Consider the following 25,181-nt stretch of genomic DNA (forward strand, 5'->3'; position numbering starts at 1 on the left):
AAGAAGCCGGAACACATGGAATTATTAGTGACTATTATTATCCTGGCTCTGATATTCGACTATATCAATGGCTTTCACGATGCAGCAAATTCAATCGCTACAATCGTATCCACCAGGGTACTCACCCCCTTTCAAGCTGTCTTATGGGCAGCATTCTTCAACTTCGTCGCATTTTTCATCGCTAAATATATTATAGGTGGTTTCGGTATTGCGAATACGGTATCAAAGACCGTAGTAGAGCAGTATATTACTTTGCCGATCATACTGGCAGGAATTATTGCGGCTATTACCTGGAACTTGGTTACCTGGTGGAAAGGTATTCCCTCTTCCTCCTCGCATACCCTTATCGGCGGATTTGCCGGAGCTGCCATTATGGCTAACGGATTTGAAGCTATTCAGCTGAATATCATCCTGAAGATAGCAGCTTTCATTTTCCTGGCTCCGTTTATCGGTATGGTCATTGCATTCGGATTCACCTTATTCGTTCTTTATATCTGCCGGCGTGCACATCCCCACACAGCCGAACAATGGTTCAAGAGGTTACAGCTCGTATCCTCTGCTCTTTTCAGTGTAGGGCATGGGCTAAACGATTCACAGAAAGTAATGGGTATCATTGCCGCTGCTATGATAGCCGCTCATTCGATGGGATTGGGCATGGGGATAAACAGCATCAATGACCTTCCCGACTGGGTGGCCTTCTCCTGTTTTACGGCTATTTCACTAGGAACGATGTCCGGTGGCTGGAAAATAGTGAAAACAATGGGAACAAAAATTACAAAGGTAACGCCGCTGGAAGGGGTGATTGCCGAAACAGCAGGCGCTTTCACTCTCTACATCACGGAAATGCTGAAAATCCCCGTTAGTACTACACATACCATTACGGGAGCAATCATCGGAGTAGGTGCAACCAAACGCCTTTCTGCTGTTCGTTGGGGAGTTACCAAAAGCCTGATGATTGCCTGGATTCTCACAATTCCGGTCAGCGGACTTCTAGCGGCTGGCATCTATTCTATTGTTTCTTTGTTCTTATAAAGTAGACTTTGGCTGATATTAGCAATCAATAATATCGAAAACAAAAAGAGCTGAAAGTCAATGACCTTCAGCTCTTTTTTATATATCAATCGTTTATTTACTGATCTTATTTCACTTCCTCAAAGTCAGCATTATCTCAGTATGAGCAACTTGCGTACACGTGTTACAATTATATCGCAAATCCGAAAATAAGCATCCATAAGCAACAACAACTCTTGACTGCAAAAATATAAAATTTTCCAATAAATATCGTAATATAAACGCATAATAATCAAATCAATGGGCGATTTTATAGAATATACAATTCGAATACATAACTAATGCTTTAAGAAATCTTTAAGTGTAATAGTTGCAATTCTTAGTCCTTTCGCTTTTACTTGTAAGCCATTATCAGAAGTTAAAAGAATAGGATTTTCATTTTTAAATTTAAGTGCCACCGTTAATATGTTATTATCTGGAGATTTTTTATTAAAATCATTTGGCAATAAGTCAGGATCAGAAAGCTCCATTGAGACATTCGGCTTATCCATTGCTTTATTTATCAATCGTAAAGCTGTTTCTACATTTTTTTTGTCTGTCGCATCAAGCTTAATTTTAAGTTTGTCCAACTCGTCTATAACTTTTGCAGACATAACAACTTGATAATGTCCATCAATCTTAGAAATAATATCTGGACAATTAACAAACACATTAGTGTCGATGATATATATATTCTTTTTTGTGGTTGACTTAACAGATTTTTGTTTTGAAGTCTCAAATTGCGAAAGATCAATTTTCCCTTTTAGATGCAAACTTACCCCGTTGCCTTCAATTATACTATCTTCAAGTTTATTTGAATCATCTTCCCTTCTTTCTGGTATAATACCAGAAGTTATTTTGACTAAGTACGAGCGAACATCTCTATGGCATGACGTATTGAGTATTGATTTATCCGCAACAATTATTGTCAGTTGTTTTGCACGACTTGTTGCAACATTAAACAGTGCTCTATCAAGAGACATTCCTATCATTGTGTTAGGAATATAATAGATACAAACATCGCAAGTCATACCTTGAACTCGTTCAACGGTGTCGATGAGAACATTGTTTTTGCTACCATATTTACTTATAAAACTATTCTGCAACATTCTAACTGCTGCACGAAATTTTGTTAATACTGCAATATTCAATTTAGGATAAGATGATAATAAATCATTAATAATTCTAATAGTGAAATCACAGCTACCTTTATCTGCTTTCTCACCGATAGGCATATCCTTAGGAACAAGAACTGTACCACCTTCCTTAGGAATATAGTGTATAGTAGTATTTACTAATTCATACTTAAAGTCAGCTACCGATTTAATAGGTGTATGATAGAAAATACTTGTCAAATCCGCAGATTTTTTCAATAAACGATGTGTTTCTGTTAAAATAAACGACTTGTAGTTAAAGTTCTCACAAAGTGTTACAAAACCATTTGCAAGCATAGCGAAGTCGTTCCTCATAAGCGTTTCTTCGCTTAACAATACGATTGGCTGCATCTGGTTTTGATCACCAATCCATATGACCTTTTGTCCAAGATTCTTACATGCAGCTATCATTCCAAACAAAGCCTGACTTGCCTCATCCATAATTACATAGTCAAATGGTTGTTCATAATAACTTTGTTTAGCCCAACCACTTGTATTATAGAATGTTGAGAGTGTCAAATTGCCAGAAATACATGTTACTTTTTTACTATCTATAGGACAAAGATTTTTGCAGGTAATAAGTTCGTCAGAAGATACATTTGTTTTCATTACCCGCTTCTCAGAGAGGTATTTTTTTAGACTGTCCTTTTCTGCAAGTTCTATCAATGCTCTGTTAGTCATGGCAGTAACAAGCACACCACTATTTTGGCTCAGCAAATGTGCAACAAGTTCAGCCATAAGATAAGTTTTTCCAGTACCTGGAGGGCCCTGAAATATCAGTTGAGAAGTGGATTCTAACGTCTTGACTATCTCTTCAACCTGTTCTTTATTTGAATTAATATGAATAGGATTCCATACAATAAGCTTCTTGTCAAAGTCCAAGATGTCCTTGGCTACCATATTTGTGTCGTTGTTGTTAACGACATCAATAAGGTTCTGATAATAATCCATTGGTGGCTCTTGAGGGCCAAGAACTATTACACATCCTTCTTTGTTTTCTAGGAATTTAGCCATATCTATTGACAATCCAGTAAAACCACACAGTAAGAAACCATTGTCATCTGTTTTACCCTGCCAGACACAATGTACTTCCGAAAATTCGACTTGGTGACGACGCAAGTTACCCCAACTGATTTCTCCCCAATACCTTGGGATACTCATTTCTTTTTCTAATACGACTGCAGTAAAATATTCATTCTTGCGTGGAATTCCTTTATCCTTCTTAAAACGAAGTATAAGTTGCCCAGAACCCAATACGTTACGGTCCGCATTATTGGAATCAGCCATTTTTAAGTCTAACTTTACAAACTGTGTAACATACACTTCATTATCTGTTAATAATGCTATTGCTTTAGAATTGAGTTTCTTTAAATATTCTTCGCTTATTGCTATAAGTTCTTTATCAAGAAATCTCTTATGTTGCTCTCTTGTATAATACATTATATTTCTATTCTAAAAGTCAAACAAGTCATCTGTATCAATATTTGTATAAACATCAGAATCTGACATCTTTTCGTCAAGTCCAAAACCCTTTATTTGGTCTGAAATAGAATATGTTATATTTTCTATAACGAAGCATGTCTTTTTTGAGTACATATATCTATTAGCCAGATATGCAAATTCTTTAGGAGTTATGATATCCGTGTCAAATATAAGGTTGACATCCTTATTGTCTTTAAAAGTATCATTAAAACTAATACGATGTATCCTTCTGTCATAGCCATAATTGAGTAGCAAATTATCTGGATCTATCATTAATTCTGAGAATAATCTAGGATGAAGGTATAGCTTTCGTCCTATAGAACTGGTTACGACTACGGTTATTAATTTCCCTTTAAATTTAATAATACCTTTAACCAAACCATTCCCAAGATTAGGATCCCATCCTAAGCAGTCATAATCTTCTAATGAGTCAAGGTAATCTTTTGCAGCATTACGTGCTTCCAAATTCATCTCTATACGGGATTCCTTGTCGAGATTATCTCGATCGGAAACATTGCCGTAGCTTTCTTCATCCTCATAATAATCACCGTCTATTCTTTTTTTACTTCTTGTTTCTTCAAGCATTCGCTCAAGTTCTGCTATGCGTTTATCCTTTTCTTGAACAATATCCGCTGATACGAGAAATATCATATTCCAATCCTCTTTAGAGAAAGGACATTTTAATGTAGTATTGGAGTATATATCCGCTAGAGAAGATGCTGGTTCTCTGTTCGCTGATATATAGATATGTCTGGTGTTTGCAAAATATGTATATTCGCCCGCATAACCTTTAAATAAGTAAGTATTATTATAAATGCCCCTATACGGAAGCTCTCCTTCAATTATGTATATTGACATTCTTGAATTCTGTTTCCAGTCTAAATACAATTGATTTGACCATTCTGCTGCTTTACAGAAATCATCTTCATAATATGAACCAATTAGACGTAATGTTTTGTATAGATTTGACAATATATTTGCTTGGTTTTCTGATTCTATAGGAAGTTGGAATGAGTTGGCTACCCAATTAAAGAAAGATTTTATTATATTAGTATCATTAAGATTCCATATATTCTCTAATTTGTCCTCTTTAAATGATTTTCTCCGCAGTATCTCTTTGCTTTCTTTGTCATGCAATCCAAGTTGAATCAAGAATTGTTTTTTTTCAAGCGTATTAGCCCAGTTCTCAATAAACGGAGGCACTTGTTCTATTGGTAAAGTGAATTCATTACTATCGAAATATGTTCCAATCAATTTATCAAAAGGATATTGAACTCCTCCATTTGCAATAATAGAACTTAATATATCTGCAATATCTAGTGTCATACTCTTATCAAGTATTTTGATGAAAAGATCCTGATCATTAGCACGAATGCATGATTTTAGCATATTATCGAAATAATTGTAACCACAAAACTTTCTATACACAATAAGAAAACAAAATTGTTCTGCAGTGATCAGTTGAGTTGATGCAGTTAGTTCCTTATACAACTGATTTCGAACATCAGTAGGGTTAACTTCCCTTTGAGCAAATATCTTTTCGAATCCATCTATACTTGAAAACTTTGAACTTACATTGCTAAGTATAGAAGATGACGAATATGCTGGTAGTATTTTCGAAAGCGAGAATGTATAGAGATTTACACCTATACTTATTGAAAAATCATCTTTAAGATTATATTCTGACAAACTTTTACCATTAATTGTTATTATTAAGCGTGCATGAGTAACAGCCGTATCGTTGGATAATGCCATCTTCATCCATCTATATTCGAAAGATTCTTTGTCATATTCCGACGTACTTAAAAGAGGCATAGCTTTTATGCTCTTTGAATATGCTGCCTGAGTATTAGGGTCAGATTGCTCTACAATGCGAAGCAAACTTGCTGTAGGTATATTACTTTTCGAAAACAATGTTATCGTAAACCCAGGTCTCCAATATGACAAGAATGTTTTATGAATATCTGAAATATCTGTAATACTTATCAAGTCATCAATATATGGTTCAATAATGCTTGAATAAATATCTGCCGATGCAACAAGGTATTTAGTAATTAAGTTATTACTTTCTTCTTGCTTTAACATATAATCATATAGCCAAACCGGACAATTGGAATTATATGCAAACATTGAAGATAATGGACTATAGTTACCATTTTGATTTTTAAAGATTTTCCATTTTTTTAGTGTTTCAACCCCAATGTTTTCAAATTTTGCAATATTAACAAATAAATGCAATCTCTCATTAAATGTGAGTGAATCTAAGGATTCTTCCTTTATTTTTTCAAAAATTGCTTTTTCATCTTGGCTAACAATAAACAATGATAATGGGTGTTCTTCAACAGAATGATTAGAACATTTAAAACCAAGTTTTGATAATACTGCCTTTATGGTTGAAATTTTCTCTGTTGAAAACAAGAGTTTATCTTCTAACTTAATTTCATTTGTTGTTTTCCATTCTTTTCCAAACATAAACGTGGGAACAAGTGGAATTAGAGAATGTGCTTTTTCTTCTTTTGCCAACCATTCATAGAAAGATGTACGTAACCCATCATCACAAGAATCAATAATCCATTTTTTTAGGGCATCAATATTATTCAATAGAATTGTGATAACAGTTTCAGTAGTAATCTTTTCTATTCCAAATATTTCTTTTGACAATGAACTTGAATCAATAGACTCATGAGGTAAATGTTTGGTTGTACCTATTAGCTTATAGAAATCAGATGCACCAATTGCAGAAGATAGTCCAGAAGCATCAAATATAATATTATCTGGCCCTACGATATCATTATTATCATTAAGTATAAATGATATATTTGTTAAAGCATCCTTATATCCACGATTAAACGAATCGACTAATGCTGCTGTATCCTGACTAAAATAGGTGAATTCTTTTGTTGGAAGTAAATTAAGATAATTTACATTGAGTTCAGAAGCATAGTTTGAAACCATACTTACAATTTGCTTTCCAATCATATAGAACAGGAAGAAATTCCATGGATTGTCGCTTTGGATTCCTTCTCTATCAGACTTGGGAATAAAATCAGCATTCAAATAGAATGGGAATTTGAATCTGTGCTCATTCATAGGAAGATAAGCATATAATGAGAGGTTATCCCCACCGATTGGTGTGACAAGCCCATCTTCATCAAGCTTGATAGCAAATGAGATAGTTGTTTCTTTAGCCGATGCAATACGGTCTGGAATACCTGCAACTTCTGTTAATTCATTACCATCTTGATCAAGTTTAATAAAGTAGTTTTCTTTTTCACCCCTATTATTAGTCCTTTCTTTTCTTCTGATTTGAATACCTGCCTTTTTGAATTCATCGTCATTTACTAAAAGATTATCTGACGAATAAATACAAAAATCTTCAGATAAATGATCCTCATTGAAAGAATTTACAAGCGAAACTATGTTGTTCTTTCTATCTATTTTTTTTTGAATAGTAAGACATTTATCTTTATCTATCAATTGCACTCGATTAGTGTTCCTGAGGAATAACATAAATCGTGGTTCAGAAAACACTTCTTTAATCGCCTCATGATATTCAGAAAGTGTTTCTTCATCCATTTTTAATGCAATGGCAACATTTTCTTTTTGATTGAAAATGGAATCATATGGATCAATTTTTAATGATTCATACCATATAGGTAATAACTGCCAAGGAATATCCTTTACACCTTTGAATTCCCTAAAGTATTTTAGATATTTGTGAAGAAATTCTTTCTGCTTTTCCACATCATTCTCAATATCGTTAACATGGTAGTAAAAGGCTTTGAAATCATTATAGATTGGTAATTTTTTGTCGAAAGAAAAATTGTAGCCGGCACTTTTAATTAATACAGACTCAGAATTTGTGAATACAGACTTGAAACCAATACCTTTATAGCCTGTTTTCTTATTGTTTGCACTCTTTGTGCTTTTTGCAGCAGATGTAATTGATTCAAAGTCATGTTTATTAAATGCAGATCCATCGTGTGTTAAAACAAAATGATTATCGCTAAGTTGTAACTTTACTTTAACGCCATTCTCTGGTGCAGCATCATCAGCATTTTGAAGAAGTTCAAAAAACATTCTCTTTTTGCTAGTATAGAGGTTCTGACCTACTTCTTCAAGCAAGTTAGCTACACTTGTATTAGTGTTTGGACTTGTATGTTGCTTAAAGGAAAGGGAAACAGACTCCTTATATGGATTTTCTGCTTCTTTAATTTTATTTGATGACACACAAAACATATAAGGAGAACCTTGTTCTATGCGGTATTCTTTGCGTGGCATGTCAATCTCTATCTCATAATAATTACCAGAAACAAAAAAATTACGCAATCGGTCATCAACGATGGCAATAAGACACTTTCCATTAATTGGATCTACTAGTAATTTACCATTGTTTTCTTCTTTAATATCTCCTGTAGACATTAAATCTGTGAAAAAATACTTGGAATTAATCTCTGTAACTTTGCCAATAAAACGATTGGTTGTTAATCCCATAGTAGCCAATAAATCTGTAAGACTAAGTTCGTAGAGGCTCTCTTCGTACTTATCTTCAACAAAAAACTTCCTACTAAAAATCAGCTGCCCGTTGTCTTCTCCCATATATGCAACACGGATATGTTCTCCTGGAAAAACTTCATCACTAGCACGAATAACTTTATTTGGTGAAAGTTCATCTCTATATATACTGCTTAAGATTCCGGTATTACCAATGTCTATAATAGCAAATTTGTTGTTTACATTCTTAACAATAGCATCAATGATATCGCCTTTATTTAGTTGTGAACGTAACCAATCAACTCTAGCTTTCTTTTCCTCGGCCTCGATTGGACGCATATCCAAGACAACAGCTTTTAACTTTTCATTATATTTAAGGAAAACAAATTCAAGTTCTTCATCAATCTCTATTTCATTGTTCAATAGTCTAGTTTTATAAGGTTCAACAAAACGTTTAGAAGGTACAATTACCTTTATTAATCCATCTGCTTCAATAAGAGCAGAGGTAGAGTTTTCATTTTTAATGATACCTTTAAACAAACATTTTACCCGTTCATTCTCAGTATGTACTTTTGCATAATAATCATGTAGAGCCAACACACTCATCGAAATTTTGTTTCGATGCTTCTCTGGGTCGTAATTGTTGTCAATTACAACACAAGTAATTTCTTCACCTTCTTTGTACTCTATTGTTGGAAGTTCACTTATATGAACAAGTGCCGTGCTGTCTCCTAAGTTTACAATAAGACCGAAACTCTCAACTGATTTTATAGTAACCTTGTATATGGTACCTTTTTCAACTGTTCTTGGATTGGGTAGAAGATCTTTTCGGCTTAGATTCAACTTTCCATCTGATAATTCTTTGATAACTTTTACATCAAGAACATCACCTTCCGATAATGAAGAAAGAATCACAGACTGATTAGACCAAGATATATCATGAAGTCTTATCAAACCGTCAACTCCATTGGGCATTCTTGCAAATGCTCCGAGATCCGGTTTTATACCGGTAATTCTTACGCGAATAATATCACCAACTGATGGATTATTATATGCTGTCATAAGTAATTTATCTTTTAGTATAATTTTACGATTTTGTTAGTCACTCTGATATCAAATATTTCAATTAAAAATTAAATCAGATATAAGACATTATCTATCATTCACATATTAGAATCTAACACATGTAACATTATAGTTTCATGCAAAGAGAATTTCTTAATTACAAAAATATGGATTTTATCATTTTAAATAAAATATAAACACATAATAATCAAATCAATGGGGCGATTTTAACAGAATATTCGGTTTTATCCTTACCTTTGTATATAAAATCGGGCTTTATGCCCAAACAACAAAAAGAAAACGATGCAAATTCATAACAATACATTGATAGCTGAATGCTCGTCTTACGATTTCAAGGAAATGCTTGAACGAAAGAAAGTAAAATCATGGCTTAAATCCGTATCGGCTTTTGCCAATACGAACGGTGGCAGTTTATTCTATGGAGTAAACGATGACGGAGTGATTGTAGGTTTGGAGAATCCGCAAGCAGATGCCGACTTTATCAGTGAAATGATAAAAGCAAGACTTGATCCTGTACCGGACGTACAGCTTATTCCGATTGAACACGAAGGACGTACCCTGCTTGAAGTGAAAGTAAAGGCAGGAACGCTGACACCTTATTATTATTATCAAGACGGAACACGTACAGCTTATACAAGAGTCGGTAATGAAAGTGTAGAGTGCAATTCGCAACAACTTCTTTCGTTAGTATTAAAGGGCACGCACATGACTTGGGATTCGTTGCCTACACAAGTGGATGCAGACAAGCACTCTTTCATCATTCTTGCCAATACATTCCGTGAGCAAACCCATCAGGAATGGAACGATAAGTATTTGGAATCATTTGGACTGGTCGCATCTGACGGTAAACTAACCAATGCCGGATTGCTGTTTGTGGATAATTGTACCGTATTCCAATCACGTATTTTCTGTACCCGTTGGACGGGACTATATAAAGACGATGCCATCAGTTCCGTAGAACATCGAGCAAATCTTGTATTGCTTTTGAAATATGGCATGGACTTCATTAAGAACTACACCATGAGCGGATGGGTGAAGATGCCGAACTATCGCTTGAACCTCCCCGACTATTCAGACCGTGCTATCTTTGAAGGGTTAGTAAACCATCTTATCCATAGAGATTATACTGTAATGGGTGGTGAAGTACATATTGATATCTATGACGACCGAGTAGAATTGGTATCACCCGGTGCGATGCTTGATGGTACACAAATCCAAGACCGTGATATATACAAAGTGCCGTCCATGCGTCGTAATCCTGTCATTGCAGATGTATTTACACAATTGGACTATATGGAGAAACGTGGTTCCGGTTTGCGTAAAATGCGAGAGCTTACAGAAAAACTACCCAACTTCCTGCAAGGAAAAGAACCGCAATATCAGACGGAAGCAACTTCTTTCTTCACCACTTTTTATAATCTAAACTGGGGTGATAACGGAAGAATACCTGTTGAGGAAGTGGCTAACAGGGTAAATAGCACCCTCGAAAAGTACCCTATAAACGAAGAAAGTTCGGTCGAAAAGTTCGGTGTAAATGCAAAAATGTTCGGTATAAACAGCAAAAGTTCGGTGAAAAAGTTCGGTGAAAATGCAAAAATGTTCGGAGACACATCGGAAATACCTAAGAAAGTCAGTAAAACTGCACAAAAGATAATCGACCTCGTTATTTCTGACCCATCAATCACAGCCGATAATATGGCTAACAAGGTTGGTGTAACTAAACGCGCTATAGAGAAAAACATCAAGAACCTTAGGGATATGGGAATTTTGGCTCATGAAGGTTCGGATAAGACTGGCTATTGGCGCATTGTAATTAGTCCTCAAATAGAACAATAAACCTATGGGAACATCTTTCATACCACTCTGTGCAATAATTGCCGCTTTGATTATCGCCTTTTTGTTTGCCTCCTTGCCGCAGGTAAGCCATAAAACGCGATATAGGGTGCTTTATGTAATAGCCATCATCATGCTATTAGCCGTCATTCCTATCAGTGAGTATATGGCTGGAAATACCCAAAATTCAAGCAACAATTATCTGCTTGTCCTAATATTCGATATTGCAGTAGGATATTTCTGTATGTACATTGCAGCATTGCTGAAATTCAACGTTCTTAAACGGAAGAATCAAGCATTGGAAAATGCATTGACCGAAAAAGAACAAGAAAAAGTATCTATTTTACTGGAACACCAAAATGAAAAACAACAAGCACTTCAAAGAGAAGAACTTGAATGGTTGGCTGAAAAAATCAAAATGTTCACTGAAGAAGAACAGAAATCCATTCTTGCAAGCGCTTACGCATTTGCAGAACATGACCTAATAGTAACTCCTTCAATAGTCATACAACAAGACACTTGTAGCCAACAAGAGCTTATGTATTTTATCTGCTCTGCTTTTTTCAACATGGGCAAGAAGCGCAATGACATTGTGAGTTTCTTATTTCAAGTCTTTCCTCTCTATTTTCCTGCTGGAGAAAGTGCATTGGCTAAAAAGATGCCGGGATTGGAAAAAGTTAAGGAAAGAAGGGAAAAAGAAAATAGTCAGAAATAGAACTTTAATTTATTAAGAATATGGATAATGCTGAAAAAGTAAATACCCACTCTAATTTCTTTACCAATAGAGATAACAACACCCTTATAAAAGAATTTGAGGGCATACTACACCATAATCCTCATATTTGCAATCTTGATGCTGTTGTCGGATTCTTACGAGCATCTGGTTATTTTTCCTTGCGCCCATTCCTTAATAGTATTAATAAAGTAAGAATACTAATAGGTATTGATGTAGATAAATATATAGCACAAGCTGCAAGGCAAGGAAAAATATTTTTTGGTGCAGAGGAAGAAGTTAAAGAAGACTGTCTTCGCAAAATACGTCAAGATATAGAACAGTCACATTATCATAAAGAAGTAGAAGATGGTGTGTTCCAAATGGTACAAGACCTTATTGATGGAAAATTAGAACTGCGGGCTCATCCTTCAAAAAGAATTCATGCGAAAATTTATGTACTCTACCCTGATGAATTTAACCAGTATACTCAAAGCATGGCTATTACTGGATCAAGTAATTTATCCGGTAATGGACTTGGTATTACAGAAGAACGACAATACGAATTCAATGTAAAATTGGATAGGTATGACGATGTTAAATTTGCAAAAGATGAATTTGAATTGTTGTGGAAAGAAGCAGAAGGATGTGAGATTACCGCAGATGATGTTAAAATTTCTATTGATAGAACTTATCTCAAAGGAGATGTTTCGCCTTATGATCTTTATATCAAAATGCTCATGGAATATTTCTCCGACCGAGTAATGGCAACCGATGACAATAATCCTTTCGATATGCCTGATGGTTACACAAAATATGACTACCAAATGGATGCTGTTGAAGAAGGATTTCAGAAACTTATACGTTATGATGGCTTTTTTCTCGCAGATGTTGTTGGTCTCGGGAAGACAGTCATCGCCACCATGATAGCCAAAAAGTTTTTAATTGAGAATGGTCGTGACAAGACAAAAATTCTTGTGATATATCCACCTGCTGTAGAACAAAACTGGAAAGCTACATTCAAAGATTTCGGTATTGATAAGTATGCAAACTTTATTTCTAATGGAAGTTTATCTAAAGTTCTTGACGAGGACAATTATAATTATTGGAATGCAGACGAATTTGATTTAATATTAGTGGATGAAGCACATAAATTCCGGTCACATACAACCTCTGCTTTTGAACAATTACAGGAAATCTGCAAGATGCCACGCATTGAAAATGGCAATATATCTGGTTATAAAAAGAAGGTGATGCTCATATCTGCAACGCCTATGAACAACACTCCTGCTGATATATACACAGAGATACAACTCTTTCAAGACCCACGTCGCTGTACTATTGACGGAGTTTCCAACCTTACAGCATTCTTCGCACCACTAATCAAAGAGTTTAAGCGGTTAAGGAGAGAACCTGATTTTGACATTAGCCGTTTCAAAAAATTGGCAGAACATGTCCGTGACCGAGTCATCAAACCTTTAACAGTTCGCCGAACAAGAACAGATATCGAAAGCGTTGTTCGTTACAACAAGGATATAAACGGATTCCCGAAAGTCGAACGACCTAATGAAAGTCGTTATGAATTGAATGAGCATCTTGCAGATTTGTTTGAACATGCTATGCTTACGCTTGAAAAAAAACTAGCATACGCTCGCTATCAAGCCATTGCCTATCTTAAACCAGAAGTAGCGCAAGGACTATATGACAATGCGGAGTTAATAAGCCGTAGTTTGGCTGGTATTCGTAAGAACGGATTAGTAAAACGTTTGGAAAGTAGTTTCTATGCCTTCCAAGTATCTTTAGATAATTTCCGACAAGCGAATCAAAATATGATTGATATGTTCGACCGTAATAAAGTTTTCATTGCTCCAGATCTCGACATTAACGTACTGTTAGAATCAGGTTTGAGTGATGACGAAATTGAAGAGAAACTTAATGCCAAAGCGGAAGATAATCCGAAAAACGCGATCTTTGCAGTAGATGATTTCAAACCTGAATTCATAGAAATGCTCAATAACGACCAAAAGATACTTGAAAACTTATATGCAGAATGGAAAGATATAACAGATGAAGACGATTCTAAGTTTGCAAAATTCAATGAATTACTTAAGCATGAGTTGTTTAAGAAAGAACGTAATTCCGAACAAAAACTTGTTGTATTTTCAGAATCTGTTGATACGGTGAAATATTTAGCTCGTCGTATCAACCGTAAAGATGTATTAGTGATCTCTGCTGATAACAGAAGTAAGCAATTCAAAACTATTCGTGAAAATTTTGATGCGAATTACAAAGCAAATCTCAACGATTACAACATCATACTTACTACGGATGTTTTGGCAGAAGGCGTGAACTTGCATCGTGCTAACGTAATTGTAAATTATGATACCCCATGGAACAGCACAAGGTTAATGCAACGTATTGGTCGTGTAAATCGTATTGGCTCTGTATCCAAACATATATATAATTATGTATTCTATCCGTCACGTGAAGGAAATCGTGAAATTAATCTCAATCAAATAGCATTGAGTAAAATTCAAACTTTCCATTCTACATTTGGAGAAGATAACCAAATTTATTCACTAGAAGAAATACTTGATCGTGATCTTAGTAAACTCTTTGATGAAGGAATGAAACAGCAGAAAGAAGAATGTAATCAGGAACTTCCTTATTATGAAGAACTCCGTACGCTCTATCAAACCAATCGGAGGGAATACAACCGTATAGCCAAATTATCGTTACGTAGCCGCACAGGTCGTGAAGCAAAAACAATAGACGGAGTAACACTTTCAAATGATACTCTTGTGTTTTTGAAAACAAATTTCCGTAAAGTATTCTTCTTAGTATCTGAAACAGCAGAAGAGTTATCCGTGCTTGATGCACTTAAATATTTCAAGGCTGTTAAAGAGGAACAGCCAGTAGAGCGTATGGGACAACACCATAAACACATAAATATAGCATTACAGAAGTTTCGTGCGATACAAGATGATGAAATGCGTTCACAAGAAACGGCTCATGATGAACAAACAACCATGGGGGCTCAAGTCAGCACTGCGGTAAGCCTATTAAATAACTTTATCCGTGAGATTGATGATAACGACTTATACATAAAAGTTGTTCAACTTAAAACTTTAGCAGAACGCGGCGTTATCACCTACATTGCAAAACGCTTGCAACGCATACAAAAAGACTTACGCCGCATAGGTGGAAAAACTCGTATGACACATGATGAAGCACTTGCTGAAATCATTGAGATGGCAAAAAAGTATGCTCCTTATTATACTGCACAGGAAGCATTACTAAATCCGCAGGAGACTAAAGCTGAAATTATTTTATCAGAATCATTTACATAAATAATAAAGATATTAATATGAACTACAAAGAAGTTATAGAATCCCGATATAACCGTGACGCATGGCAACAATTACTTCACGACATATTTCTCAACAAAGTAAGTTTTTGGAATCGTCCTTCAGCAGTACATGTAAATAGCAGACTTGCTAAAGACGCTCTCAATTTGGGTAAGATTTCGCTTTCTGATGGTGAAGCTATTGCTATCTACGAAGTAGAACTTACAGAAAAAGTAGATATAGAACGTAACCGTCGAGGTATACGTGATATGCTTACTTCCGATTGGCGTAATATGGGATATGCTGGTGCATTTATATTCTGTTACCGTAAAAATGAAAGTGTACTTCGTTTTTCATATGTAAGTGAAACGTGGGGATTCAATAAGCAAGGTGATTATGAGAAAATATCGACCAACACCAAGCGTTACACCTATCTTCTTGGTGAAGGGCGTGGATGCCGTACTGCAATTGATCAGTTTGGTGTATTAAAAAACAGCAAACAAACCCTCAGCGACATTACAGCTGCTTTTTCTGTCGAAGCACTCACCAAACAATTCTACAAAGACTTGTTTGAATGGTACCAATGGGCAATAGAACCTTCTTCTCATGTATCTTTCCCAAACAATACAACCATAGAAGATGACGACCGTGAGGATTTAGAAACAAAAATTATCCGCATGATTACTCGCATTATGTTTGTATGGTTCATCAAACAAAAAGATTTAATTCCTAACAAACTATTTGACATAGAGTATTTACAAACTATTCTGAAAGAGTTTGATCCCTACAATCAAACAGTTGGAAATTACTATAATGCCATTCTTCAAAATCTTTTCTTTGCTACACTTAACCGTGCTATTGAGGATGAACAGGGAAACAAGCGTAAGTTTGCCACTAATGTAAAGAGAGACATTAAAACCTTATATCGATATGCAGAAATGTTTAATATCAGCGAGAATGAGGTCATCAATCTGTTTTCAGAAGTACCATTTCTTAATGGAGGACTTTTTGAATGTCTTGATAAAACTAAGACTATTGATGGGGTCGAACAAGCTTTCAATTATGATGGTTTTAGTCGAAACGAAAAATGCTTCGCTGACGGACGCTATCGAAACCGTGCAGTAGTGCCCAATAATCTGTTCTTTGAACCTGAAAAAGGATTAATTTCAATCCTAAGTCGCTACAATTTCACTATCGAAGAAAATTCTCCAGAAGAACAACAAGTAGCCCTTGATCCTGAATTGTTGGGAAAGGTCTTCGAAAATCTTTTAGGCGCATACAATCCAGAAACGAAGGAAACGGCACGAAATCAAAGTGGCTCGTTTTACACCCCTCGTGAGGTTGTCAACTATATGGTGGACGAAAGCCTTATTGCATACTTAGGTGACGCACCTTTAATTCGCTCCTTGTTTGAGCAGGATTTTTCTTTCGACAAGAGTAAGGCAGAGGATTATAATCTTATTGCTGAGAAATTGAAGGCCATCAAGATTCTTGACCCAGCCTGTGGGTCAGGTGCATTCCCTATGGGGTTGCTTAATCGTATAATTGATATTCTCATTCGTATATCACCAAATGAAAACATATACGATTTGAAATTGGCAATCATAGAGAATTGCATCTATGGTAGTGATATTCAGAGCATCGCTGCACAGATAACCAAATTACGTTTCTTTATCTCACTTATTTGCAATTGTGAGAAAGACGTATCTCAACCAAATTTTGGTATTCCGACATTGCCTAATCTGGAAACGAAGTTCGTGGCTGCTAATTCTTTAATTGCAAAAAAGAAACGCAACATACAAAGAAATTTATTTGAAAATCAAGAAATTCAGCCAACAAAGGAAAAATTGACAAGAGTACGTCATGAGCATTTTTCTGCAAAGACAGCTAACCGTAAAAGCACTCTGCGTGAGCAGGATAAATCTCTTCGTGAAAAGTTAGCAAAATTACTTGCTGATGATGAAAATTTTGCTCCGGAAGATGCAAAACAATTGGCTGCTTGGAATCCCTATGACCAAAATGCTGTAGCGGATTTTTTTGACCCAGAATGGATGTTCAATGTGAAGGATGGATTTGACATTGTAATAGGTAATCCTCCTTACATCCAGTTACAGAACAACGGCGGTGAATTAGCAAAGCTTTATGAGACATGTGGATACAAAACATATGCCAAAACAGGAGATATTTATTGTCTTTTCTATGAACGCGGTTGGCAGTTGCTCAAATCGAATGGACACCTTTGTTATATAACATCCAATAAGTGGATGCGTGCTGGTTATGGTGAGAAGACTCGCGATTTTTTTGCCAAGAATACTAATCCACAACTGCTTATTGATTTCGCTGGAGTAAAAATCTTTGAAAGTGCAACTGTTGACACGAATATATTGCTTTTTGACAAAGGAACAAACGAGCATAAGACGCTGTGTGCTGTTACTAACAAACAGAATAAAGACAGCGTTAAGAATTTGAGCGTTTTCGTGCAGCAACAAGGCGTGGAGTGCGACTTTGCAGGCTCTGCCCCGTGGGTGATATTGTCTCCCATTGAACAGAGCATCAAGCAGAAGATTGAAGCGGTGGGAACTCCACTTAAAGATTGGGATATAAATATCTATCGAGGTGTGCTTACTGGTTATAATGAAGCATTCATCATTTCCACAGAGAAGCGTAACGAAATTCTTGTCAACTGCCAATCGGAAGAAGAACGTATTCGGACAGCTGAACTTATACGACCGATTCTGCGAGGCAGAGATATAAAGAGATATGGTTATAACTGGACTGGTTTATACCTCATTGCTACATTCCCATCTCGCCATTATGACATAGAGCAATACCCTGCGGTAAAGAATTATCTCCTAACTTTCGGTATTGAGAGACTTGAGCAAACAGGCGAGACACACATCATCAATGGCGAAAAAGTGAAAGCGCGTAAAAAAACTAATAATAAGTGGTTTGAGACCCAAGACAGCATCAGCTATTGGGAGGATTTCTCGCGGCCAAAAATCGTGTGGGGAAACCTTAATCTAACGGCAAGTTATGCGCTGGTTGAAGACGACAGTTTCATCAATGCCCCTTCTCCCATGATAGTGCCAGCAAGCAAATATCTATTGGCTGTACTCAACTCTAAGTTGGCAGATTACTACATTAGGCAACTCGGTGTTACACGCAATGGCGGTTACTTTGAGTATAAGCCCATGTTTGTGGAGAAATTACCTGTGCCCGCTAATTGCAGTAAAGAAACCATGCTTTTTATTGAGGCATGCGTGGATGCTTCAGATGAAACGGCCATAGACAAAACGGTGTATTCTCTTTATGGCTTGACCGATGAGGAGAAACTGCTTGTAGAGGAAAGCACAACACTGGATATATCTATTCTCCGTGAGTTGTCCGACTCGTTGAGTTGAACAATTCACAATTCTGAGTTGGGTGACTCTGAAACAAGCTGGTTTTTATATGAGTATATAAGACTCTTTTCTTCATCAGACAGTTCCAGCTTTTTCTCTAGTAATTTCTCATAATCAGGTTCGGCATACTCCGGAATCACAGGTATGGGCAGTTTCATGAGATATTCTTTCTTATAACGGAATCCGGTATTATCGAATACAGGGCCCATATAAAACCTTACGAAAACGAAGAATCCTATTTCTGAACACAAGAACCTGCATATCTGTTCTATGTGATTGCCTGTCATCATAAAAAGCGTGGCTTCAGGAACAAACTTTTCTGTGTCAAGGGCAAAATAGGGATATTGTTCCATTCGTTCTTTGCTTCGTGGTAGCCTCATTATATCTGGATAGAGAATTTTTGGCCGCGAGAAATCCTCCATATATGCGCAGTTGCGCAGGTTGTATGGTGTATCGCCTTTGTCTGTACGTGTGGAAATTTCATCCCAATGTTGGTCCAAGTGAGCCTTTACTGCAGGGTAATCCTCTATATGAATGCGAGGTAGCTTCCCCTTAACTCCATTATGAGTATTGATTAGCCACAAACCAGTCCAGTTATAACCATATCTCTTTATATCTCTGCCTCGCAGAATCGGTCGTATAATTTCAGCCGTTCTTCCACGTTCATCTTCTGTTTGGCAATTCGCTAATATTTCATCACGTTTTTCTGTGCTAATAATAAAAGCATCATTGAAGCCAGTTTTTATCCCATAGTTTATTTGGATGTCCCAATCCTTTAAGGGTATTCCCGTAGCCTCAATCTTGCGTTTGATATTCTGCTCAATGGGCGAGAGAATCACCCACGAATCAGAGCCTCCGAAATTACAAGCAAAGCCTTGTTGCTGCACGAAAACGCTCGGTTTCATTCCGTCAAAAACTGTTTTATAAAACGGTCAAGCGTATTTCTATCAACTTTACATAATTTTGAAATTTTACGCTTAGAGACTTTTGCCTTTAAAAGTTCATGGATAAGATTTTCTTTTCCATGAAGTTTGTATTTTTCTACAGAACTTTTTCTTCCCTTTGGTCGTCCCAGCGTCACACCTTCAGCTTTTTTTCTTGCCAAAGCCTCCTTCGTGCGCTGGCTAATAAGATTACGTTCAATCTCAGCAGATAGTCCAAAAGCAAAGGCAAGAACCTTACTTTGGATATCATCACCAAGACGATAGTTGTCTTTTATAGTCCACACACGACATTCTTTGGTCATACAAATATTTAATATCTCCATAATCATGAACAGATTTCTTCCCAAGCGTGATAATTCTGCACAGATAATGAGATCATCTTTCTGAATCTGTAGCAAAAGCCTACCCAATTCACGTTTATTGTATGATTTCATACCACTAATGGTTTCCTCAATCCAACCATCAATTACAAGTTTATAACGTTCACAGAAATTATTAATTTCAAAACGCTGATTCTCTACTGTCTGCTTATCGCTGCTTACTCTAATGTATCCGTAAATCATAATTCTCATTTTTTTATTATTTATACTTTCCCATAATAACAAGAAAAATCCTTTTAGCCATATTTATAAAGATATAAAAGAATAAATTCTTAATAAGCAGTATTTTTATATGTAATAGATTCTATTTCTTTATTTTGAGTTCTCCAGTATTTTAAATATAAATTCAGATTGTTCCTTTACAGCCCGATACATTGAATAATGCGCAAAGGATTCTTCTTTATACTTCATACTACTAATAGAAGCAGCAACTGCCCACATCATAATAGCGATAATAAAGATTACAATATATCGGAGTTTAATATGATAACCACGTATAAACATCCCATTGATATTGGGTGGAATAATGGTTACTGGATTTTTCAGTTCATTAATTTTCGTAAGTATCTCATTCTGCCGTTTTAATATGCTTTCGGTATTTGTCTCAATAGTCATACGGTTGAGATTGTAATCACAAACATGCCTATAAAGATATTCAAGAAGTTTGTACTTCTGCTTGAAAAGTTCAATGAGTTTCGGGAACCACAGTGAAAACGGCAATGTGTCCGGCTGTTGTTTCCAAATATGTTTCTTTACTACTGATAGCGCATCGTTCCAACAAGTACAGAAACTTTTGGCGACTCCATTATAAATGGTCTTTTCATCTAAATTCACTTTTATAAATTGCTCCGGCTGAGTAGCAGTGACATTTTGCCTATCAATGCATTCCTTCAATTCACTAATACTTTGACGCAAATTTGTAAGATTTGCAGCTACTACATCTTCTTTCATTATCTTCTACGTTTTGAGGGTTTATAAAAAGGTTCGTTTCTTTGGTTATCCTTGTCTTTGTCGTCTCGCCATCCTTGTTCATTATTTGTTCCTCCACCTCCACCGGAAGTTATGGCTTGATGAGGTTGAACAATCAGTTCCGATGCCACATTGCCCAACGTAACGCAAAGGCTGTTAAAGCTCAAATCACGGTCAAGTTTAGAACCGGCTATACTATACTCATTTTGACAGAATGATATACCACGAATTTTATCAGAGTTCTCAGCACGATTAAAACGCATATCTATACCCTGATCTTTGAGAATACGAAGAAAGTCATGCCATGAACGAGATACAGCCAACGCATCAAGAGTTGCAGAACGTAGATTATATTTTCGCAATTGGTAAGGACGCAAACGGCTCTTATTTCTGGCTTTGCTATTTTTAGGGGCAAAGTACAATTCATACTCTTTAGTCAAAGCCCGACAGACTTTAGTGTTACGTATTCTTTCATTGCTGTCAGAAATGAGATTGCCATCATTGTCTATCCTGTTAAATACTAAATGACAATGAGGATGTTTCGTGTCGTGATGCCGGGCTATGATATATTGAGTATTGCGAATCCCCATTTGTTCCATCCACTTCTTGGTAATCTCTACCATCAGTGCATCTCCTTCTTCGTTATCGGGAAAACGGCTAATGTCTTGCGAAGAGAAAGCAAGCGATACGTGTTTCACCGGACTTTTTACTTTCGGGCGCATAGACGCTTGTATCTGAAAAGAATCAGCTATGGCTTTATTGCTAATGGCACAAACTCCTTCGTGTGCCAAAAGTGTGGCACTCTTTTTCTTGTTCTTTTGGTCATTGGCATAATTCACTATTCCTCCAAAATCCGTTCTTGTTTTAATCTTCGCTATCATGATTGTTATTCTTTACTTGGGTGATGATTCTGCTGACTTCTGATATAATTGAAAAGCATTGTTGTTTGACTGTTTCCAATCCATAGATGTGCATCTGATGGGCAATCTGATTGACGTTATTGGCGATACCGGAAAGGTCACGAATTGCCGATACCATTTCCGGACTGATGCGCTGACCGACTTGGCAGCCCATTGCCGCCTGATGGCAAAATTCATTGACAGACAATCCTGCCTGTTCCGCTTTGGATTGGATATAAATGTAGTCGTTCTCAGTAAACATTACCCGAAAACATTTCGTGCGTTTCTGATAACTCGCCAACTTAGGGCGACCACCAAGTTTCTTTTCCTTCATACTCATATTGACTTTCGATATTGATAATTTGATTTTTTGAGAGTGGCAGTTTTATCCGTTTTCCGCATAGGTTTTAGTGACACTAAAACACAAACTTGCCACTCAAAAAATCTTCCTATATTTCCCCTGCTCTATTCGGCATAGCTTGCCATCTTTAATAAAGGCTTCTATCCACTTGTTTGCCGTGCTTCCATTCTCACCCAAAGCTGAAACTGCCACATCATAATCTTTCTTTGTGAAAGTGCCAGGCAACATATTATAAAGGATACTCCTTCGTGCATAAACGCCTGTCTCTGGCGTAGCGGTATTGAATCGTTTTGACTGATTTCCTGACAAATTCTGATAAATGAATACGGCATGATAAAGCAGAGTGTCGCAAATACTCATGGCTATAGAATAGTCGAACTCATGGCAAACCAATTGTACAGTCTCGTCAGAAGAAGATTCGTGAATCACATTACCCAAATGTCGGACAGCGGTCAACACCATCATTATACGATAAGCAATCAGTCCCATCCGTCTGACTACTCCTTGTATCTTGTTATCCACTTCGTCACAACATTCCTCATTCACCCGACTGAGATATTCAATAAAGTGTTCCTGTAAATCAGAGGGAAGAGAAAAGGAATAATTACCCTGCCGTACAAATTCCTCATGCAAATGGCAGAATTTATCTCCCAACAGTTTGAACATGGCATTCTTGGATTGAGAAATGTCGCTTGTGGCAAATACATTTCTTATACCTCGTTTGAAGCGGATAATATAAAAACAAAAGCGACTCATCAATCCGTTCTCCGCATCAGGTATCAATCTTCTTACTTGCTCTGGAGTTCCAGCCAAAGCTACCGAAACTCTCGGATTAGCTACTTCGCAATACTCCCTGTCCTTGCGCCGACTTAAACTTACCAGTTCATGATGGAATGCCTTTCGCAACACATCGGAATAATTACCATAGTCAGACTTCAATGTTTGGCTTAATGTGTCGCCCTCCGATTCAAACAACAGTCCGATTCCGTCATTATCTCCCAATATCTTCAAGAAGGAACTTGCGCTGCTATTGGCAGGAATAACAAGCATTCGCATGGGTGGTTCGGCTGGCATAGACATTCTGCTATCTTTCTTGCCTTTGATATAAGTATTCATCGCTTCTTTGTATTCCAGTTCCAATTGTTTTGAAAGTTCATGCAAATGGCGGTTGATAGGAGCTACAAGTTCTCGGCATAAGGTCAATGCTCCTTTTCCCATACCGGCATCTGCCACCACGAACAGATATAGATTCGGATAAACAATGCGCTCATCGTACACACCACAAACATTATGGAAGCAGACAGATAAAGAAACAATAGCCCCAATCAATATTGTATCACGGTCATCTACCGAAATGGAGTTATTGACAACCTCATTTAGAAAAGGGGGAAGATGTTCAAACACACATTCAGGAAATGCAGGAAGTTCTTCTTCTAATTTTATCCATTTACCCGTTTTACCATTTTGGATATTTGGCAAAATGGATAAATGCTCTTTGCAGAACGGAGCCAATGAGATTCCAGCTTGATTTACCAAATGGAAGAAAGAACGGATAGTAATGCCTTGTCCTTTGGATTGCAAACACTGCGTATATTGTTTGTCCGTTTCTTCCCTTTGATAGGTAGGGTAAAACCTGCTGATGCGGTGATAATACTCCCGTCCATTCTCTCCCAATCCGTCCACAAGTGCAAATCCCAACTCCACCCAATCTTTATAACTGGGTGCTATATCAATGGCACGTTGTTCTATCTCCCGAACAACACATTCCACATCTTCCTCTACCTTATTACATATAGGGGTAATACTTGCTGTATATGTCTGCTGTATTTCAGAAGGGAGATTCTCCCAATCTTGGGCGAAAAATATTTTCTTCGACATCATCTTTGTATTTATGGTTAATATATGCTTGTGGGTCATAAGGTAAGAAGCATGAACGAGCTACATCACTGCCGGACATATCCACTAATGGCAAACCTGTTGCTTTGATGCAGTTGGCAACAGCCTTAAAGTACCGGGAATGTTCCCAGCCTTTCAAGTCAACAGATATTATCCACTTCAATCCATTACCGGATGGACTGACAAATAACAGTTCCGTATCAAAATACTCATGGTTGAGTAATTGTTGCTTTAACTCCCCAATGTTCTCCACATGATCGAAATCCAAACACATCAATCCTGAGTGCATAATCAGTTCCTTTTCATTCCGTTTTCGGAATAATCCCGAAAAAGTACAATAGTCGAAATGAGTGGCTTTATATCTTTTGGCTTCGAGAGAAGACATCATCAAACGCAGGGCCTCGGTTTGCGGTTGCGCATAATGTCCGATAATATAACGATACACATCCACAATACCTACCGCCCTTATCGGTTCGATGTTTTGAATGGGCTTGCGAAAGAATGAAAAGCAATAGTCTGTCGTTTCCATCATCTGATAATCTTTTTAGATTCGACAAATCGTCTGGCTTCTTCCATTAAGTCATCCTGTGTCTTATGCGATTTGCTCTTCAACCAATCATCAATTTCCGATTGCAGGAAAGCCAACGCCTTATTTATTTTATGTACGGGAATCTGTTTGGTTGATACCCATCCATAAACCGTTTGTTTGGCTGGATGCGATGGAAGATAAGCGCAAAGTTCGTCTATATCCATCCACTTAGGTGAATTACTTGCCTGCTTATGCTGCAAGGCATTTACTTTGGATTGTAGTGCTTCTACGGACTCAATCAGGTAGGACAGCGCATTCGGCATTTCCTCCAATGAATTTACTTTATAAGCCATTTTTTCTTCGTATTAAAGTTGATGCCGCAAAAGTATAGGGATGCTTATAGGTGCTAAATAGGTGCTTGACCGCCACCAATCAACCGCTCATTTACCACTGACAGATTTAAGTTTCATTAATGCGAGAATTTATTGGAAGCCATAATAAAAGGGGAATAAGCCACTATTGGGACTAACACACTCCTTACCGAAAGCCTCTATGCTACAAAATCCCCCTCAAAAAGTCGATGTGAACTGCACCCCAAAAGTTGGACACAAAACTTTAGGAGTGCAGTTTTTTTATGCGACATT

Annotated in this window: 15 protein-coding genes; 5 read left to right on the forward strand and 10 right to left on the reverse strand. The window is 36.8% G+C overall.

Features of this window, described 5'->3' with window-relative positions; genetic code table 11:
• The first annotated feature begins 15 nt into the window (after positions 1 to 15).
• Entirely contained in the window at positions 16 to 1,032 is a 1,017-nt protein-coding gene (locus HC965_RS21030) for an inorganic phosphate transporter (RefSeq protein ID WP_191033297.1), read from the forward strand.
• A 317-nt stretch (positions 1,033 to 1,349) separates the two neighbouring features.
• On the opposite strand, the gene HC965_RS21035 is transcribed toward HC965_RS21030, so the two are convergent.
• Together HC965_RS21035 and HC965_RS21040 are read right to left on the reverse strand one after the other, a co-directional pair.
• Positions 1,350 to 3,644, reverse strand: coding sequence for a PIN domain-containing protein (locus HC965_RS21035; protein ID WP_191033298.1), 2,295 nt, complete (start codon positions 3,642 to 3,644; stop codon positions 1,350 to 1,352).
• Between the two features lie 12 nt (positions 3,645 to 3,656).
• Positions 3,657 to 9,242 carry a S1 RNA-binding domain-containing protein gene (locus HC965_RS21040; RefSeq protein WP_191033299.1) on the reverse strand — a complete coding sequence of 1,862 codons (5,586 nt, stop codon included), beginning with the start codon at positions 9,240 to 9,242 and terminating at the stop codon, positions 3,657 to 3,659.
• A gap of 306 nt (positions 9,243 to 9,548) precedes the next feature.
• Here HC965_RS21040 and HC965_RS21045 point away from each other — a divergent pair, with 306 nt between their 5' ends.
• Genes HC965_RS21045 through HC965_RS21060 form a run of 4 tightly spaced genes read left to right on the forward strand, consistent with a single transcriptional unit; the run spans position 9,549 to position 18,559 of the window.
• Positions 9,549 to 11,102, forward strand: coding sequence for an ATP-binding protein (locus HC965_RS21045; RefSeq protein WP_191033300.1), 1,554 nt, complete (start codon positions 9,549 to 9,551; stop codon positions 11,100 to 11,102).
• 4 nt (positions 11,103 to 11,106) lie between these two features.
• The gene (locus HC965_RS21050; RefSeq protein ID WP_191033301.1) at positions 11,107 to 11,814 is read left to right on the forward strand and encodes a hypothetical protein; all 708 of its coding nucleotides are present in this window, start codon (positions 11,107 to 11,109) and stop codon (positions 11,812 to 11,814) included.
• A 20-nt stretch (positions 11,815 to 11,834) separates the two neighbouring features.
• A complete protein-coding gene (locus HC965_RS21055) occupies positions 11,835 to 15,161 on the forward strand; it encodes a helicase-related protein (protein WP_191033302.1) in 3,327 nt (1,108 codons plus the stop codon).
• A 17-nt stretch (positions 15,162 to 15,178) separates the two neighbouring features.
• Complete coding sequence (locus HC965_RS21060) at positions 15,179 to 18,559, forward strand: N-6 DNA methylase (protein WP_191033303.1); 3,381 nt, start codon at positions 15,179 to 15,181, stop codon at positions 18,557 to 18,559.
• A gap of 5 nt (positions 18,560 to 18,564) precedes the next feature.
• Here the strand turns inward: HC965_RS21060 and HC965_RS21065 are convergent, their stop codons facing one another.
• The 8 genes from HC965_RS21065 to HC965_RS21100 all read right to left on the reverse strand — a co-directional run bounded on the left by HC965_RS21065 (position 18,565) and on the right by HC965_RS21100 (position 24,890).
• Positions 18,565 to 19,464: a class I SAM-dependent DNA methyltransferase gene (locus HC965_RS21065; RefSeq protein WP_191033304.1), complete on the reverse strand. Its 900-nt coding sequence runs from the start codon at positions 19,462 to 19,464 to the stop codon at positions 18,565 to 18,567.
• A complete protein-coding gene (locus HC965_RS21070; RefSeq protein WP_004302103.1) occupies positions 19,461 to 20,066 on the reverse strand; it encodes a master DNA invertase Mpi family serine-type recombinase in 606 nt (201 codons plus the stop codon). The genes HC965_RS21065 and HC965_RS21070 overlap by 4 nt, the downstream gene beginning before the upstream one ends.
• A gap of 129 nt (positions 20,067 to 20,195) precedes the next feature.
• Complete coding sequence (locus HC965_RS21075; RefSeq protein WP_191033305.1) at positions 20,196 to 20,834, reverse strand: hypothetical protein; 639 nt, start codon at positions 20,832 to 20,834, stop codon at positions 20,196 to 20,198.
• A complete protein-coding gene (locus tag HC965_RS21080; protein ID WP_191033306.1) occupies positions 20,834 to 21,733 on the reverse strand; it encodes a relaxase/mobilization nuclease domain-containing protein in 900 nt (299 codons plus the stop codon). The genes HC965_RS21075 and HC965_RS21080 overlap by 1 nt, the downstream gene beginning before the upstream one ends.
• A complete protein-coding gene (locus HC965_RS21085) occupies positions 21,717 to 22,085 on the reverse strand; it encodes a MobC family plasmid mobilization relaxosome protein (RefSeq protein WP_191033307.1) in 369 nt (122 codons plus the stop codon). Before HC965_RS21085 ends, HC965_RS21080 begins: the two co-directional genes overlap by 17 nt.
• Before the next feature lie 102 nt (positions 22,086 to 22,187).
• Positions 22,188 to 23,990 (reverse strand): DUF3987 domain-containing protein, encoded by a 1,803-nt coding sequence (locus HC965_RS21090; protein ID WP_191033308.1) that lies wholly within the window; start codon positions 23,988 to 23,990, stop codon positions 22,188 to 22,190.
• Positions 23,941 to 24,540 carry a BT4734/BF3469 family protein gene (locus tag HC965_RS21095; RefSeq protein ID WP_191033309.1) on the reverse strand — a complete coding sequence of 200 codons (600 nt, stop codon included), beginning with the start codon at positions 24,538 to 24,540 and terminating at the stop codon, positions 23,941 to 23,943. Before HC965_RS21095 ends, HC965_RS21090 begins: the two co-directional genes overlap by 50 nt.
• Positions 24,537 to 24,890 (reverse strand): helix-turn-helix domain-containing protein, encoded by a 354-nt coding sequence (locus HC965_RS21100; protein ID WP_191033310.1) that lies wholly within the window; start codon positions 24,888 to 24,890, stop codon positions 24,537 to 24,539. Before HC965_RS21100 ends, HC965_RS21095 begins: the two co-directional genes overlap by 4 nt.
• Positions 24,891 to 25,181 lie beyond the last annotated feature (291 nt).

Origin of the sequence: Bacteroides sp. GM023 (assembly GCF_014750685.1) — a bacterium.
Classification (GTDB): Bacteria; Bacteroidota; Bacteroidia; order Bacteroidales; family Bacteroidaceae; genus Bacteroides.